This window comes from Stenotrophomonas maltophilia group sp. RNC7, assembly GCF_030910085.1.
Lineage (GTDB): Bacteria > Pseudomonadota > Gammaproteobacteria > Xanthomonadales > Xanthomonadaceae > Stenotrophomonas > Stenotrophomonas sepilia.
This window is the reverse complement of sequence record NZ_JAVFVN010000281.1, coordinates 15684-32625: the sequence shown is the minus strand read 5'-3', so window position 1 is coordinate 32625 and position 16942 is coordinate 15684. Positions and strand designations below refer to the sequence as shown.

At 60.2% G+C, this 16942-nt stretch carries 14 protein-coding genes; 8 read left to right on the top strand and 6 right to left on the bottom strand.

All coding sequences use genetic code 11. The features are described 5' to 3' along the window. Positions 1–670 precede the first annotated feature (670 nt). Both RCF13_RS03985 and RCF13_RS03980 read right to left on the bottom strand, forming a co-directional pair. Positions 671–1081, bottom strand: coding sequence for a helix-turn-helix domain-containing protein (locus RCF13_RS03985; protein WP_231352426.1), 411 nt, complete (start codon positions 1079–1081; stop codon positions 671–673). An 88-nt stretch (positions 1082–1169) separates the two neighbouring features. Beyond that, positions 1170–1640 carry an NIF family HAD-type phosphatase gene (locus RCF13_RS03980; RefSeq protein ID WP_134967880.1) on the bottom strand — a complete coding sequence of 157 codons (471 nt, stop codon included), beginning with the start codon at positions 1638–1640 and terminating at the stop codon, positions 1170–1172. A gap of 284 nt (positions 1641–1924) precedes the next feature. Here RCF13_RS03980 and RCF13_RS03975 point away from each other — a divergent pair, with 284 nt between their 5' ends. After that, the gene (locus RCF13_RS03975) at positions 1925–2317 is read left to right on the top strand and encodes an antitoxin Xre/MbcA/ParS toxin-binding domain-containing protein (protein ID WP_134967881.1); all 393 of its coding nucleotides are present in this window, start codon (positions 1925–1927) and stop codon (positions 2315–2317) included. 1389 nt (positions 2318–3706) lie between these two features. Continuing rightward, positions 3707–7534 (top strand): hypothetical protein, encoded by a 3828-nt coding sequence (locus RCF13_RS03970; RefSeq protein ID WP_134967882.1) that lies wholly within the window; start codon positions 3707–3709, stop codon positions 7532–7534. A gap of 295 nt (positions 7535–7829) precedes the next feature. Here RCF13_RS03970 and RCF13_RS03965 read toward each other — a convergent pair whose 3' ends face one another. Next, positions 7830–8123 carry a metalloregulator ArsR/SmtB family transcription factor gene (locus tag RCF13_RS03965; RefSeq protein WP_021202108.1) on the bottom strand — a complete coding sequence of 98 codons (294 nt, stop codon included), beginning with the start codon at positions 8121–8123 and terminating at the stop codon, positions 7830–7832. 243 nt (positions 8124–8366) lie between these two features. Between RCF13_RS03965 and RCF13_RS03960 the strand changes: the two genes are divergently transcribed. From RCF13_RS03960 to RCF13_RS03940, 5 genes are read left to right on the top strand one after another with little or no spacing between them, the layout of a single operon-like run. Then, positions 8367–9236, top strand: a complete 870-nt coding sequence (locus RCF13_RS03960) for an MBL fold metallo-hydrolase (protein WP_231352771.1) — start codon at positions 8367–8369, stop codon at positions 9234–9236. Further along, a complete protein-coding gene (locus RCF13_RS03955) occupies positions 9233–9673 on the top strand; it encodes a hypothetical protein (RefSeq protein WP_005420838.1) in 441 nt (146 codons plus the stop codon). Before RCF13_RS03960 ends, RCF13_RS03955 begins: the two co-directional genes overlap by 4 nt. Continuing rightward, entirely contained in the window at positions 9670–10101 is a 432-nt protein-coding gene (locus RCF13_RS03950; protein WP_005420840.1) for a DUF6691 family protein, read from the top strand. Before RCF13_RS03955 ends, RCF13_RS03950 begins: the two co-directional genes overlap by 4 nt. After that, positions 10098–10535, top strand: coding sequence for a TIGR01244 family sulfur transferase (locus RCF13_RS03945; RefSeq protein WP_005420843.1), 438 nt, complete (start codon positions 10098–10100; stop codon positions 10533–10535). The genes RCF13_RS03950 and RCF13_RS03945 overlap by 4 nt, the downstream gene beginning before the upstream one ends. 18 nt (positions 10536–10553) lie before the next feature. Continuing rightward, a complete protein-coding gene (locus RCF13_RS03940; RefSeq protein ID WP_134967884.1) occupies positions 10554–11315 on the top strand; it encodes a sulfite exporter TauE/SafE family protein in 762 nt (253 codons plus the stop codon). A gap of 72 nt (positions 11316–11387) precedes the next feature. On the opposite strand, the gene RCF13_RS03935 is transcribed toward RCF13_RS03940, so the two are convergent. The 3 genes from RCF13_RS03935 to RCF13_RS03925 all read right to left on the bottom strand — a co-directional run bounded on the left by RCF13_RS03935 (position 11388) and on the right by RCF13_RS03925 (position 15910). Next, positions 11388–12659 (bottom strand): DUF2254 domain-containing protein, encoded by a 1272-nt coding sequence (locus tag RCF13_RS03935; protein WP_134967885.1) that lies wholly within the window; start codon positions 12657–12659, stop codon positions 11388–11390. 122 nt (positions 12660–12781) lie between these two features. Then, the gene (gene betT / locus RCF13_RS03930) at positions 12782–14761 is read right to left on the bottom strand and encodes a choline BCCT transporter BetT (protein ID WP_134967886.1); all 1980 of its coding nucleotides are present in this window, start codon (positions 14759–14761) and stop codon (positions 12782–12784) included. 51 nt (positions 14762–14812) lie between these two features. Beyond that, positions 14813–15910 (bottom strand): hypothetical protein, encoded by a 1098-nt coding sequence (locus tag RCF13_RS03925; protein WP_134967887.1) that lies wholly within the window; start codon positions 15908–15910, stop codon positions 14813–14815. Between the two features lie 298 nt (positions 15911–16208). Here RCF13_RS03925 and RCF13_RS03920 point away from each other — a divergent pair, with 298 nt between their 5' ends. Beyond that, the gene (locus RCF13_RS03920) at positions 16209–16577 is read left to right on the top strand and encodes an H-NS histone family protein (RefSeq protein WP_134967888.1); all 369 of its coding nucleotides are present in this window, start codon (positions 16209–16211) and stop codon (positions 16575–16577) included. The last annotated feature ends 365 nt before the right edge of the window (positions 16578–16942 follow it).

Here is a 16942-nt window from a genome sequence, read left to right as displayed (position 1 = left end):
TTCCCGAGACCCGTGCTCCGCAAGCACGGGTCTCGTTCTATGGGTCGGCCACTTAGTGCGCGTGCTCCTTATCTTTAATTTTTGTGTTCAGATCCTTGGGCCGTTTGTACTGCTCAAACAGCCATTCGGCCAAGTCACCCGAGCGAATGACCCGTGCTCGCCTACCAGGCAAGAGCAATGCCGGGATCCCCAGCTTGTCACTAGCGGCTGCGCGCCTCGCTGCGGCGTAGGTCCTAAACCCCATCACTTGCCATGCCTCCGTGACCGGAACGAACAGGCCATGTTCATTCGTAATCCGCTCAGTGAGCTCTGCCGTTGAACGGGACTGAAGTACATGGTGCTGGATGGCTCGGGGGCTCATCTTCAAGACGCTAAACCATTTCCTGCGGGACGCAAATACCTGATGCGGGAAAGCAGCGGGGGAGAATCGGGCTGGAGAGCGACATACTTTTTTGAAGCCTTGTCGTAGAAGTACTTCGCAGTCATGCGCTGTTAGGACTCAAGTGTTGCCGAAGTAGCGCACAAGAGACGAAGTGGAATCAATCGTCGTGGAAATGCGCAAACGGAAGGAGGCGATGCAACGCGGCTGCCTGGCAGTAATGGATCTAATCGACGGTGGAGAAGCAGTAGTTGCGCCTGCATTCTTTATAATCTATGACGAATTTTCCCATCAATCCGCATGCGGATCGTCGTCTGTTCGGCGCTCGAAGTGGCCGCTGACAGTGTCTCTAGCTTGCGAACGAGCACGCTTTCTGGGCGTTTTGAGGGTCAACATCGCCATCGGGCTCACCGAAGGCACAGGAACGAGTTGGATCAATTCATCTTGAAGCCCGAGGGCCTTAAGAACTGCAGCCAGCGTAAGTAGCGTCGAGCCGCGTCCTGCCTCAAGCTCAATCAATGCGCGTCGAGAGACTCCTGCCTTGTCCGCTAGTGTGGCCTGCGAAATGTTGGCGGCAAGCCTGCGATCTCGTATTCGAGAGCCCAGTAGTTCTACGAGTTCTGATGGAGAGTGGAAGGTCATATGTACCTTGTGTGCAGAAATGTGCTCACTAACAGGAGTTTTGGCGCGTTGAGTGCGCATATCTGCACATCAGTAGTAGACAAGCTAGGACAGAGGCGCCGCGCAGGAGGTTCCTGCGCTCGCTCCAAGACGACCGGGGACCTGGTGGCTACATCGGGTCCGTCGCGGCCGGCGATCTGCCATCGCGGTCTAGAGCGGCCACACGCTCGGTCAGCCTCTGGTATGCGAGCTTCAAACCGTCGTCTTCAGGAGGGTAAGGCGAGCCAAATAGCGAAACCTCAACCCAAAGATGTTCTTGACCAGACCTCACGTACGGTCCGTGGTCATCTAGCAGCAAAGCCTCCCCAATCCGCGGCGAGACGAAAGCCAGATCCTTTGTTCCACCAGACCAGCGGACGTAGGGAAGCTCCGTGAACCAGCTTGGGACACTGCCTTCGCGGACCAGAAGTTCAGCAATGTTGCGCACTCGGTCCTCCGGAACCGTCGTGAAGAACACCAGTTGATTGAACTGCGATTGCACGCGTGTGAGGAACTCGTGCAGGCCCGGTCTGGGGATCTGACTGATTGCGTTGGAGATCAGTGTTCCCTCCAGATCCAGCGCTAAGATGATTGGCTTCATACGGGGCGTCATTTCTGCAGTCGCTACAAGCCGCTACCTTGCGCCGTGGCCGGGCATCTGTCCATCGCGTGAGCCTGCTGGTACGCCGCTGGCGGGATCACCTGGTAGAGCCCGCAACGGAGTTAGCTCCGACAGCGCGGTGAGCGTGCTCTGTCCGTGGGCAAGTGGTACGTGGGGCTGGGTGCTGGGTGCTGGATCAGCTCATTCAGTCATGCTCAAAGCTCGGAGGCACGCACACTCAACTTCAGAGTAGGATTGCCAAGGCGTTCCCAAGTTCCCACACCATGAGCTCGCAATTCTCCGAGAACAATCCGCGTCTTGCGGGACCGGCTCTGAAGGCGTTTTCAGAAATCGCGCAGGCCTGGTCACTTACCACCTCGGAGCAGCTATCCATTCTTGGACTGGCTGCCGGGGGAGGCGATGTCTGCTTGGACGCTGTTGCCATGGGTGAGCGGTCAACTCAAGCGATTCAGAGAATCAGCTACGTGATTGGCATCTATCGCGCGCTACACACCATCTTTCCCAATCGGCTGCAGGCAAACGCATGGGTGCGTCAAGTAAACTCTGGCGCCCTCTTCAAGGGAGAAACCGCCTTAGCTGTCATGTGTAGCGGAGGAACCGATGGGCTCTCTTCGGTACGACAGTATCTAGAGGCTGGAGGAATGATCGACGTCTAGCGGAAGAGATAGCTGCGGTCACGCGCTGACACGGAATTGAGAGGGCAACTAGCGCTTCAGCATTGACTGAGGCGGCAGCCCGCTGGGGCGAGTTGGCGGCTTCCACATCCAAGAGGAAGTGTGACTGCAGTCGGGCGTACCTGCTAAGGGACACTTATCGCTTTGCTCGGGAGCAAAGGAAGTCGTCAAGATTGGCCTGCGCATGGTGGTACATGCCGGAACTTGGATAGATGAGATGCTGAGGGTGCTCGATCAGCGTCGTGAGGACGAAGGTTGACAGCGTATTGATCGTGAAGATATGCGACAGGCCATTCGAAGGTGTTCCAGATTGCAGAAAACTCAGCCGGAGACTGCTATGAGTACTGATGAATTGCCCAAGCGGATCTTCTACTTCACCAAGCAGCAAGATTCGTTTAAAGCCGCAGTGGAGAAGCTAGCTGCGTAAGATCGGTCATTCCTGGCTCTAAGCCGTTACTTGGCGCATCACTCTCACGGTGATGCCAACACTTTGACCGACTTCGGTGAGTAGATGTCGGTTACTGCCTGATCAAGTTCAAGGCGGTGTTTGATGAACTTGGATTCGCCGAACATCATCGTGTTATGGCAGGGCTTCCGGAGCAGGCAGCGCAGTGACCGGCGCGAACTTAGGATGGTGTCCAGAGCGTCTGGAGTACTGAGGAACGTCGCGAGGTATCCATCCCCTGTGTGTTCCCAGTGCCAGCAAATAGCCGATGAACTCGTTGTACTGATCATCGAGGCAGGGTAGCTTCGGCCTTACGCCTCGCCGTTGCACGGCGTCATTCCTTCAGTAGCTGTCGCGTAGCACGCTATAGGTGGGTCTCAAACGCGGATTGAGTGAGCGGTTACACAATTCCTGGCGCTGCTACGATCGGCGGGCGCGCGCTTCGTCTCAACGCGGGCCCGTGGCATCATTTTCGGGAATCGACGGGGATCCGGAGCGCGTTGTCTCGGTAGCAATTGCTAGTGTCAACTTCCGGCCAATAACCGACGTAGAGCGTGCCTCTATTACGAAGCGGCGTAGGAAGAGTCTCGTCTGCATCGGGCACGGCTCGGGCTCTTCTATGCTAGGAGACCCTGCCCGTCCTAACAGCCGGCATGCCCGACCAGCTTTGGTGCTGAACCGCTTGCTGATGGCGGTTGGACATTGTTACGGTCGCAATAGTTGCGATAGACAAGCGGTAGGCTATCTGAAAGACAGCTGCACTACCCGGACCAGGCCCCGGCTTGACCAAAAGGTGCGGGACCTAGAGTTGTTCAAGTTAGCAACCTACTCGAAACTTAGAAGCTTCGTCAGTCAAGCCCCTACAACCCGGGTCACACCCTCGGCATTATGGGCGAGAGGGCCCGCACCGAAAATTCGAGAGACTGATGGACTTCCTGGAATTAGCCGCTGCCGACATCACCACCCTGGACGACGGCCAGCTGCGAGAGCTGGTCGCTCGACTAGCGGAAGCGGAGCTTCGCGAGCAGGGAATTCCCCGGTCGAGCGTGCAAGCCGGCGGGGCGCAGGAAGCAGCTGACGGCGGACTGGACGTTAGCGTGGCGACAGCACTTCCTCTCGTGCGGCCAGCCTTCATCCCCCGTGCGCATACCGGGTTTCAGGTGAAGAAGCACAGCATGAGCCGCGGGAGCTGCGAACGGGAGATGCTCGAGGCGGGTGTGCTTAAGGACTCGATCAAGGCACTTGCGGATGAGAAGGGCGCTTACATCATCGTCAGCGGCAAGGACAGCTGCTCGGCGACCATGTACAAGGGGCGCCTCGCCGGCATGGAGCAGGCACTGAAGACATATGGTGCGGGCGAGGAGCTTCACTTGGACTTCTATGGAGCCGACCGGCTTGCGTTGTGGCTGAAGAGCCATCCCGGTGTTGCGCTCTGGGCGCGGGAAAAGCTTGGCAAGCCGCTAGCGGGCTGGCGCCCTTATGGTCGCTGGGCCTCGACACCGAAGGCCGATAAGGACGAGTTTCTGTCCGACGCGCATCGCTGCGTGAGCGATGGCAGCTCAAGCGAAAAGAACTTGATGACAATCATGGAGGGCATAGAACTGGCGCGGACGCGGCTGCGGTCAGGCTCTCGCGCCGTGCGAATTACAGGGCTGTCGGGCGTGGGGAAGACACGTTTTGCACAGGCCCTGTTCGAAGAGGATGTTGGGGATGACGCACTGCCTGCAACTGACGTCCTCTACGCCGATCTAGGTGAGGACCTGACACCTTCCGCATCAGCCGTGGTCACCTACCTGATCGCTAACCAGCTGGCGAGCTATGTCGTCCTCGACAACTGCCCACCACAGACGCACCGGTCTCTGCAGAAGCAGCTCAGTGCCAGCTCCTCTCCACTGCGCCTGCTTACCATCGAGTACGACATCTCTGACGATCGACCGGAGGAGACCGATGTCATTCATATCGAGCCAAGTAGCGAGGAGACAGTCACCAAGCTTCTTCTTCGGCGATACCACAAGCTCGACCGTTTCAATGCAGCGCGTATTGCCGAATTCGCCGGCGGCAACGCCAGACTGGCGCTGGCGCTTGCTGACCGGGTGGAACCGGACGAATCGCTTACAAGCTTTAATGACGAGCAGCTCTTCCTGCGGCTTTTCCAGCAGCGCAAGGGCGAGTCAGCGGATCTACTACGGGCAGCAACGGCTCTATCATTGGTTTACTCGTTCAACGTCTCACGCGAAGAGTACGGGGATGAACTCGGGGTCCTGTCGTCGATATCTGAGGTATCTCGCGCCGACCTACAGCGCGCCCAAGCTGAGCTTGTGCGCAGGCAGCTCGCCCAGAGACGAGGAAGCTGGCGCGCAGTGCTGCCGCATGCACTCGCAAACCGGCTCGCGCGCCGCGCATTGGATGACTGCGAACCTGATGACATCAACCGCGAGTTACTGCGTCCCGGAAACATCCGGCTGCTCCAGTCCTGTGCTCACCGCCTCGGATATCTTCATGACAACGAACGTGCTCGCGAGTTGGCCCTCACTTGGGTCGAGTCGAGTGCACCATTGGCCAATCTCGCGACACTCGGCGAGGACCACCTCGTGGTTCTCAACTATGTGGCTCCGATTTTCCCGGATGTCCTTCTTGACGCGATCGAGCAATCGGCCCATATTCCGGGGTTCGCGGACCGCGCCAATCCTAACGTTCAGCGTTTCGTCCGGCTCCTCGTCGATCTGGCTTATGACGACGAGGCTTTCGACCGCTCAGCGACTGTCCTGCTCTCTATAGCTCGGACTGAGCGTGGTGGAGAGAACAATGACAGCGTCGTGGGTCGGTTGCGCCAACTCCATCAGCTGCATCTATCCGGAACCATGGCTGGCCCGGCGCGGCGTCAGGCGCTTGTGCGGAGCCTGCTTGCGAGTGGTGAGCTTCGTGACCGCGAGATCGCTGGCGAGCTGCTCCGCGCAGCCTTTGAGGCTCGGTCGTGGACGTCATTCGGAGGATTTCAGTTCGGCGCACGCAACCGCGGACCAGGTTGGATGCCCAAATCCGGGCAGGAGCGACGCGACTGGTATGACGGATTCCTTTCGCTGCTCGATCCGATACTTGAATCAAACGATGACTCGCGCGAGTGGGCGAAGTCTCTGATCGCAGCGAACTTTCGACAGCTCTGGACCTGTGCTGGCTGTTTCGACGCTTTGGAAGCGCTATTATCAACGTATGCCACAGGCGGGCTGTGGCCTGCAGTTTGGTTTGCCATCGGCCAGACTCTCGAGTACGACGGCGCGAGTCTTCATCCGGCGGTGCTTCGGCGCCTGGAGGGGCTGCGGTCTCTGGCAGCGCCCTCCGATCTCGAGTCTGAGATCAACGCCTACGCATTCGTAGACGAATGGGCGCATCCGCACCGTAGAGGCGCCGACTATCAGGCAGAAAGGGTCGAACTGCGGGACCGCGTCTTCGCTTTAGGGCGGGCGCTCGCATCCAACCCGGGCCTGTTTGAGCGGCTAGCGTCGCAGGTTTGGGCGACTTACGCGAGACCGGTGGCTTGGCTAGGTCATGGCTACGCCGAAGCCCACGGCGATCTAGAAGCCCTAGTTGAGAAGTTGATCCGGTCGTTCAAGGCACATGCCCCAGACCGCGCTAGCATCCAGTTCATCGAAGGCTGTTTGTCGGCGATCGCGGAGCGGGATTCGGCCCTGCTGCCCCGTCTCCAGGAGAAGTTGCTGACGGAAGATAAGCTCAGGCCTTACAGCGTTTGGCTACTTCTATCCACGCGGATTACGCCGTGGGTGAGTGCGCGGCTGCTCGACGTTGCCCGACGTGGCAGCGTGCCCGCAACTTATTTTGAGGCGGTTGGCAATGGCGGACGTCATGAATCGATGTCTGACGTGGAGCTTTCAGCGCTTACGAATGCGGTCTGCCAACTACCGGGGGGATACCACTCGTCGTTTGACATGCTCATCATGCGGTTACACGCGAGGGCCGACCGGAAATATGTCCCGGGGCCTGAGATCTTCTCTGCCATTCGATTCGCACTGGGTCACCTGTTGCGTGATCGGTCCGACGACGCGAACCGGCCTGCCCACCACGGTATAGGCAGGCTGATCGTAGAAGCGCTTGCTCCTGGGGCGCCCGAAGACGAGGTGGCCCGGCTTGTCGGTGAACTCTGTGACGGGGTCAAGAAATATCGGCTCTCGCGGGAAAACTACTCCGAGGTGCTGTCGTCATTCATCGAGGCGCGTCCGGAGATGCTGCTAGATGCATTACTCAAGATAGAACGTGATGATCCCGAGTCCGACGCGGTGGACTGGCTGTTCCGGCAGCGATCCGGTGAGTCCTCGCCGTCGCTGAATCTCGCACGCATCGATCAGCTCCTGACGTGGTGCGGGGATGATGCTCGACGGCAGGAGTTGGTTGCGCGCAACATCCGCGTCTACGAGGCAAAGGACGGATCGGGGGTGGTCGACGATTCGACATCCTCGGTTCGACTAAGTGAACACTTCAAGCGGCTTCTCGACAGTGCGTCTGACAAATCGAGCCTGATCGAGTTCGCTTTCGGCCAAGCCGTGCCGAACAGTTGGATGAACTCACGCGTTCCGATTATCGAGGCCCGTCAGCAGGCGCTTTGCGAGCTGATTACGCATGAATCGCCTGAGGTCAGGACCCTGGTGGTGGAGAAGGTCGCGGACCTCGACCTTCTAATCGAGCGGGAGCGCAGGTGGGATGAGTCCGAGCATCACGCGATGGAGCAGCGCTTCGAATAGTAGTCGGCGACTCGCGTGCATAAATGGGAATTCAATCGGACGGTGTGGGGCCCGCTCGGCAGCGAAGTTCTCAATGTTCCGGTAATTGGACAGCAGAGCCGCTGGCCTACCCGCCGGCCCAACGTCCGCTTTCGGCCATAAGCAGACATCCACCCCATCCCTGATAAACATCCCTAGGCCGCAGCAGACCTCGAGCCTGCTGCGGTCAATTGGTTTTGGGGCAGACTACGCCGATGGCCTAAATTCCCCTAGGTCAGTGAGTCTAGCCCGTCCCTTCTAGACGCCTTAGGCCACTTCAAGTTGATGTATCGTCCGCACAGAAGATCCCATGCATCGCGCCCAGCAGTGCTGCAACGCGCGGGTCTGCCATGCGGTAGACGATCGACCGCGATTCCCGTCGGGTCGCTACAAGCTTTCGTTGGCGGAGTTCGGCCAGTTGCTGAGAGAGCGCCGGCTGTCGGATGCCGGTGGCGTCCTCCAGTCCGCTCACCGTCATTTCACCTTGGGCGAGCTGGCACAGCAGCAACAGGCGGGAGGGAGTGGCCATGAAGCGCAGCAACTCGGCCACTTCGGGCACGCGCTCCTTCATCGTGGCTAGGTCTGACGGGCTGAATGGGGGGCTGGTCACGGGTAAGGGCAACTTGGCCGGGTGATGTGATGCAAACACCATGGGGAAGGCGCCCAGTCTAGCATGCTTCTATAGTTGCACACCTTATGTAACTATGTAAGGATTAAGCAACCAATCCCCCCGGAGCCAGTCGTGAACCAATCCGTAGCGGTAGACGCCCCCTTGGAGCAGGCTGTCCGCGTCGTCAACGATGCCCGTGCCGGCCTGCTCCCCTCGCCTCATGTAAAGACCTTCTTCGATCCTGCCACTTTCACTGCCAGTCACGTCGTACGCGATCCATCTTCTTCAGCGTGCGCCATCATCGACAGCGTCCTTGACTTCGACATGGCCGCAGCCCGCACCTCCACTGCCTCCGCATCGGCGTTGGTGGACTACGTGCGGGCCGAGCGCCTACAGGTGCAATGGTTGCTGGAAACCCACGCGCATGCCGACCACCTGTCCGCGGCTCCATGGCTGCAGGAGCAGGTGGGAGGCGCGCTGGCTATTGGCGAACACATCACCGCAGTCCAGGAAACCTTCGGCAAGGTCTTCAACGCCGGCACTGCATTCAAGCGGGATGGCAGCCAGTTCGATCGCCTGTTCGCCGACGGTGCCTCCTTCCGCATCGGTAATCTGCACGCGATGTCGCTGCACGTGCCAGGCCATACCCCCGCTTGTCTGGCGTACGTGATCGGCGACGCCGTATTTCCTGGAGACACGCTGTTCATGCCGGACTACGGCACCGCCCGATGCGACTTTCCAGGTGGCTCGGCGCGCCAGTTGTATCGCTCGATCCAGCGCCTGCTGTCCCTGCCCGACGCCGCCCGCGTATTCCTGTGCCATGACTACAAAGCCACCGGCCGGGACCATTTCGCATGGGAAACAACCATCGGTGCCGAAAGGACAACAAACATGCATGTGCACGAGGGCGTGAGTGAAGCCATGTTCGTGGAACTGCGGGAGGCTCGTGATGCCACGCTTCCGATGCCACGGCTGATCCTGCCGTCAGTGCAGGTCAACATGTGCGCCGGCCATCTGCCCGAACCCGAAGAAAACGGCGTGCGCTACCTCAAGCTGCCGATGGACCTGCTATGACGCTCTCTCATCTGGCCTGGTATTGGCCGCTCGCTGGCGGTGCCATGATCGGAACAGCGGCCGGAGCCTATCTACTCCTTCTCGGGCGCGTTGCTGGCATCTCGGGTCTGCTTGCCAGGACACTGGGCATGCCGGGTGACGGCGGACGCAGCAGTGCTGCCCTGTTCCTGGCGGGACTTGCCCTGGCGTCAGGCTTGGCAATGGTGGCCAGGCCCATACCCCTGCCGGCGCTCTCCGCAAACGGAGCAGTGGTATTGGTGATTGCCGGACTGCTGGTGGGTTACGGAACTCGCCTTGGCGCTGGCTGTACCAGTGGGCACGGTGTCTGCGGACTAGGCCGGGCATCGCCGCGTTCGGTGGTGGCGACCTGCGTGTTCATGCTCGTGGGCATGGCCACGGCAACCCTGGTACAGATTGCGACCGGAGGCCCGGCATGATCCGTCTTGCCGCGTTCCTGTGCGGCGCACTCTTCGGATTGGGCCTGGTCGTATCCGATATGGCCAACCCAGCCCGCGTGCTTGCTTTCCTGGATGTGAGCGACGCCTGGGACCCCTCCCTGGCGCTGGTCATGCTGGGCGCACTGATTCCTTCCGGCGCAGCCTACCTGTGGATACGCGCCCGAGGAACACCACTGCTTGCCGCATCGCTGCACATTCCCACCCTTCGCATCATCGATCGGCGCCTGGTCATCGGTGCGGCGATATTCGGCCTGGGTTGGGGACTGGCCGGAGTGTGTCCCGGCCCGGCCATCGCGTTGCTGGGAACCGGCCAGCCCTTCGCGATCATCTTTGCCACGGCAATGATCGCTGGCGTGCTCCTGCATGGCCTCATTCATCGCCCCACCGCAACTACGGGACAACCATGAACCTCAAGCCACTCTCTGCCAGCCTCAAGGTGTCCGGTCAGCTCCTGCCAAAGGACATTGAAGCCCTGAAGGAGCAGGCCTTTGCGAGCGTGATCTGCAACCGGCCCGACGACGAACAGCCGGAGCAGCCCAGTCACCATGCGCTGCAGGCTGCCTGCGACCAGGCGGGCATGCAGTTTGCCTATCTTCCGGTAGTGCCTGGTGTCATTACCGATGATCAGGTGCATACCTTTGCCAAGTTGATCGACGCGCTGCCACGCCCTGTTGTCGCGTACTGCAGAACCGGCACCCGTGCTGCGATGCTGTGGGCGCTGTCGGAAGTCGTTCACAATGGAGCGGCATTTGCTGACGTCCTGTCTGTTGCTTCGGACGCAGGCTACGACCTTTCCTCCATCGCAACACGGCTGCAGCAAGGTCCGGCGTCCGCCGACTGACATATGGAAACGCTATCTATGCTGCAGTGGGCGCTGGGCGGCCTGTCTGGCGTCCTGGTCGGCTTCGTCCTTGGCGTGGTTGGTGGGGGCGGATCCATCCTTGCGGTACCACTGATGCTCTACGCGGTCGGGGTGGAAGATCCGCATGTGGCTATCGGCACCAGCGCCCTGGCAGTGGCGGTCAATGCGGTGTCGAATCTGGTGATGCATGCCCGTAAAGGGAATGTTCGCTGGCCCTGTGCCTCGGTCTTCGCCTTGGCGGGGATCGCGGGCGCCTACCTGGGTTCCAGCTTGGGCAAGGCGTTCGACGGCAAGAGACTGCTGGCTCTGTTTGCTGTGGTCATGGTCATTGTCGGCATCGCCATGCTTCGCAGGCGCAACACGCTTGGCTTCGCGGACGCTCGGCTCGGCAGGCGCAATGCACCCGCACTGATTGGGCTGGGCGCCACTGCCGGTGGGCTTTCTGGCTTCTTTGGCATTGGCGGAGGTTTCCTCATCGTGCCCGCACTTGTGGCCGCGACGGGAATGCCGATCATTGCCGCAGTCGGAAGCTCGCTCCTCGCCGTCGCCGCATTCGGCATGACCACCGCACTGAACTACGCGCATGCAGGCCTGATCAACTGGAAGCTCGCGGCAGTGTTCGTCGTTGCCGGGATGGCTGGCGGTACTGCAGGAGCAGCAATTTCGACGAAGCTTGCCAACTATCGTGGAGCTCTGAACACGGTATTTGCAGTACTGATCTTCATTACTGCCGCATACATGCTGTGGAAGGTGAGCTGACCGGATGTGCTCCAGACCACAGCCGAGCACTGATAGCCAGCGCAGCGCTTCAAAGGCTTTGATAGGAAGACACTACGAACGGTGGTCCACATCTTCCAGAGTCAAATAAGATGCGACGGCTCGAAGCGCCTCGCGATCAGCTTCGAAATCCATGGCCAATAGGCCGCGCTCCAACGCGATGCGGGCATGCGCCTGTGATGCGACTCTTGTCGCTTCATTCGAGGACCCTGCCAACGCTGCGAAGGCCTTCTGCAGCCGGATACTGACCTCCAGGGACGCGGCGGCATCCCTGGCAATCGGAGTGAACGCGTCCTCAAACATGTCGCGTACGTCGAGACACTGCACGTGCACGCGCGGATACAGCACCTCGCCTGTCGCAGCGTCCCCTGCGTGGCTGGACCATGCACAGAGCAGCCTGACACATGTCCCGATGACGTCGATGCAGGTCCCAGGGTCGTTCACCGCAGGTGACATGGCTCGCTGGGCAATTTCCGCAAGCACGACCAGCCCGAACCGTGGGTCATTTTCGATGGAGCGCGCGTCGCTAAAGGAAATGGCTGAGATCACTTCACTCCGCACGTCCGGAAGTGGATTTCCCTCGATGGCTATCAAGGGACGGGCCGGAGTTGCGAACGTACCCGGCTGGCAGAGCAGATGAACGCGCAGATCATGTTCCTGTGCAATGCCGTCGATCCGGGCGACGTCCACATGTTCAACGTAGGCAACCTGATCGCCAACCAGCAGTACCGCCCCCTCCCCTACCGGGACAGCAGTGGCTCCGCCGAGCCGAGGCTCCGCGGCGCGGCGCTTCATTGCCGCTTTGGTCGCCCGCTCCACCAGATCGATGGTTTCGCCAACGCGGCCAAAGCGTGAGAACTGCTCGATAGCCCTGAGCAACGTCACTGTGATGACAATGATGACCGCGATGGTTGCCCCGAACAGCACAAGCCGGCCGCTGTCCCCGTAGATGCCGGTGCTGAGCGCGATGAGGCCCACGATCGAGAACAGGAAGGCACCAATGAAGGTGGCCAGCGCACCTTGGGCCCGGGTGTCTTCGATCAGCAGGCGGGCCGCGCGCGGGGTGGCGCTGCTGGACGCGGACCCGTATGCCGAGACCATGGTGGACAGCGAGAAGGTGGTTACCGTCAGCATCGACGCGGCAAGAATGCCAAGAATGTTGCCGACGGAATCTGCGCCGATCCGTGCGGCTAGGCCGACGGGAATGAGGAACTTCAGGAACGCGCCCGCCAACGCCGTGATGATGCCTAGGGCGCCATACAGGGTCGAGCGGAACCACATCCGCTTTGTAACTTTGCTGGCTGCAAGCCTCAATCTGGTGAGCATGGGCTACTTCCTGGGAAGTTCGACCATCAATAGCACGGCCGGGCGCCGAGGCCACGTCAACGCAGGGTCATGCCCGACCCAAGGCAGATGCCGCTACTCCGGGCGGCATCTGTGTGCAGATTCTACGAGCGCACCTTGTCCAGGAACTGACGGTGGCGCTCGTATTGATCGAGCACATCGTGGATGAGTTGAACCTTGGTCCATCCCATGACGTCGTAGTCCTGCCCGCCCTCCCGCAGATAGACCTCCGCACGGTAATGACGGGTACCCTCGCTGACCGGCCGACGGGGATCCTGCAGGGCGAACGTCGGCGGCTCATAGGGCTGGGGCCGTACGGAGTAGAAGAAGTCCATCTCCTCGCCATGGCCAACCTGTAGCCACGCACGACCATCCTCTCCCTTGGAGACCTGGACCGGCAGATCCTGCTTGCGAAGCTCAGCGGCAACCTCTTCCAATGCAGGAATGACGCGCTGCTCGATGAAGCCGGTCACCTCGATCTTCAACGGGTTGTGCGCCAGCAGGCGCAGGCGCGCCCGCCAATCCTCGCTGGTACCCGGTAGGATACGTGCCTCGCGCAGGATCGAGCGCTTGGTGGCATCCAGATGCATGGCCTTCAGCAGTCCCCAGCACATCAGGATCATGACGATCGTAAATGGCAACGCGCTGGCAATGGTGGCAGCCTGCAACGATTCCAGCCCGCCAGCCACCAGCAATGCAATCGCCAGGCCGCCGACCAGCAGCGCCCAGAAGATCCGCTGCCAGACCGGGGATTCCTGCTCACCCTTCGAGGTGAGCATGTCGATTACCAGGGCACCGGAGTCAGCTGAGGTTACGAAGAACAGCGCAACCAGGATGACCGCCAGCGAAGAGGTCAGCATGGTCAGCGGCAGGTGCTCCAGGAACTCGAAGAGCGCCATCGAGCTGTCGGTTGAGACCGCCTGCACCAACTGCTGTATGCCCTCCGCCCGCACCATGTGCAACGCGGTGTTGCCGTAGATGGTCATCCACAGGAATGTGAAGCCAAGCGGTACGAGCAGCACCCCCACCACGAACTCACGGACGGTGCGTCCACGTGAGATGCGCGCGATGAACATGCCAACGAAGGGCGACCACGCAATCCACCAGCCCCAGTAGAACAGCGTCCAGCCACCCAGCCAACCAGTGGGTTCGTAGGCATAAAGGTTGAAGGTCATCGAGAACAGCTGGGAAACGTACATGCCGGTGTTCTGCACCAGCGCCTGCATCAGGTGAACGGTGGGTCCACAGACCAGCACGAAGGCCAGCAGCGCCGCCGCCAGGATCATGTTGAGCTCGGACAGCCTGCGTACGCCGCTGTCCAGGCCAGCCACGACCGAGCCGGTCGCCACCAGTGTGATGACGGTGATCAAGCCAACCTGGACGAGCGTACTGACCTCCAGGCCGAACAGGTAGTTCAGGCCGGCGTTGATCTGCATGACGCCCAGCCCCAGCGAGGTGGCCAGGCCGAAGATGGTACCTAGCGCGGCGAACGTGTCTACAGCATGCCCCAACGGGCCGTGGATACGATCGCCGATGAGCGGATACAGTGCGGATCGGACACGCAGCGGGAGATTGTGCCGGTAGGCAAAGTACGCCAGCGACAGCGCTACCACTGCGTAGATCGCCCATGCGTGGATGCCCCAGTGGAAGAAGGTGATGCGCATGGCCTGGCGGGCAGCTGCGGCCGACTCGGGCGAGCCGACCGGCGGCGTGGCGTAGTGCATGATGGGCTCGGCAACGCCGAAGAACATCAGACCGATGCCCATGCCGGCAGCGAACAACATGGCGAACCAGGAGCCGTAGCTGTAGTCCGGCGTACTGTGGTCAGGGCCGAGTTTGATGCGGCCGTAACTGCTGATGGCGACGCCGACGACGAAGACCAGGAAGCCGGCCACCGCAAGGATGGTGAACCAGCCTGCATCATTGGCAGCCCATGACTTGGCCGCGGTGAACCACCGCGTGGCTATATCGGGCGCGATGGCAGCAAGCGCCAGCAGCGCGATGACGATGGCTGCCGTGGGAATGAACACCTGCAGAAGAATCCGCTGGCGAACGGGGGGATGTTGCGGAGCCGTGCTCTGCATGGATACCTCCGTGTTGTTGGGTGAAGAAGCCTCTGGCTTGCGCGAGGCCGATCAGAAGTAGAAGCCGATGTTGAAGTTCAGCCGTGAATGCCAGCGGGAAGGACCTCCCTCGTCGATGCCGATACCATCACCACCGGCAAACCACATGTTGCGGCCAGCGATCCAGTCGACATAGGTGAGCATGATGCCTTTCTGCAGGCTGCAACCGGTCACGTTCTGCCACGAATCACGAAGGCCCGCGCGGTGCCCGACCGGGCGGGTCATGCTGAGGTTGTTATAGCAGGTGATGTCATCCAGCCAGCCCTTCTGGCCGAACGAATAGGCGATGTTGGCGCTTGGCACATCCGCCTGCGCTGCAACCTGGAAGGGGGATTGGAACGCCGACATTGCGATGCGATCTCCGGGCACGTCATACCGGTACCGCGCCCACTGCAACTGCGCGGTCCAACCATCGCGCTGCCACTGTGCGTGGAGGGCCGCGCCCTGATGACCGTATTGACGCCGTGTCTGAGTGTTCTGCACCTTGCCAGCAAACGCTGATGCGCCCAGCAACAGTTCGCCGCCGCCCCAGTCGCGCGCGCTCTCCACGCGTGCATGCAGTCGTTGCCGCTCGCGATACGGCAACGCCTCGGTCTGCGCGACATCAAAGGAGTAGCGATCGTAGCGAGCCCCGGACCCGTATTCGTCTCCGGAGAACCAGCCAAGATGCCAAGTTGTGCTGCCGCTGCGGTGAATCACCACAAGGCCCGGATCGTAATCATCCTCGATGCCCAGGTAGTAGCCGGAGCCGAACCAGAAACTCTGCGAAACGGTGGGGAGCAGCCCGAACGGGACTTGCTGGATACCTGCCTTGAGCTGGGTAGCATCGGAGAACTGCCAGCCCGCGTAGGCGTGATGCACGGCGTCGAAGCCATCGTACCAGCGGTATTGGGCAGAGAAGGAAAACGGTCCGGTTCCAGCGTCAAGGTCTGCACGCATCAGTTCAAGCTGCAGGCGGCTGGACGGCCCGTAGTCGAGCCAGCCATAGTTGAACCTGACGGCGCCTCCTGGATCAAAGTAAGGATCTCTATGGAGGTTATCCTCAGAAGCATCTGCAGCCAGCGAAGTTCCCGCCAACGCGGCAGCGACAATGAAGGGAATTGATCTCACGGTTATGCGCCTTGCCTCCCTGATCTGCTACGGAAAGCGCTTGAGTCTAACGTCGATTCATCCAATGCCTCAAACTGGCGATCTCAAAGAACTCTTGGCGACGCCACAGCAATCACTCACGACGCGTCTTTAGTCCTCAGGTCCATATGCCACGTGAAAATCATGTGTAGTGAGAGAGTAGCTAACACGATCCACTTTTTAGTAGTCGATCCTGAGATTGAGCGACTCATAGTGGACATGGAGTGACACGCAATGTCATTTGAGAATAGGCTAGGGCCTCGACATCGGGGAAGAATTCATGACTATTGATATCAGCGGCCTTTCTGCCAAGGAGCTTCGCTCACTGATTGCTCAGGCGGAGAAGCAGCAGTCCAAGGTGCTGTCACGCCCTAAGGCCACAGCGATGCGCGCCAAGATCAACAAGTACGTCAAGGATCATGGATACACGATAGAGGAACTCTACGGCGCTTCAGTGATCGTGCCCTCCGAAACCGCCAAGAAGCGAGGTGATCGGAGGCCTGCCAAATCGACAGTGTCCAAGATCGCTCCCAAGTACCGCAATCCTGCAGTGCGCGGCCAGACGTGGTCCGGTCGAGGGCGGCAACCGCGATGGATAGCCGAGCTGGTAGCAAGTGGAAAATCACTGAATGACTTCCTGATCAAGTAGTGATAGCGAGGTAGCCGCACACCGGTACCGCAGCAAGTCCTGAGAATCATTAGTCATCAGATCGAACAGGATGCTGGTGCGCGCAATGCCCTGCCAGGTAGGCGATCAAAGATTTCAGCTAGTCGCAGTTGATGTGACAGCGGGCGAACAGCAGGCGCTCCCCCTTGCCTTTGGAGAGTGGGCTCAGGCAGCAATGATTGCAGTATCCACTTCTGGCCGACAGCTGCCCTCCGATCTGGCAGGATCCGCTTCCTAGCGGGGATTCGACGCTGCCCGATCTCGCCGCGCTCGCAGATCCGGGTCATCATCGAACATTCCAACCGCATGGCGGCGCGCGTAGCCGAACTGGTGCAGCGCCAACGCGA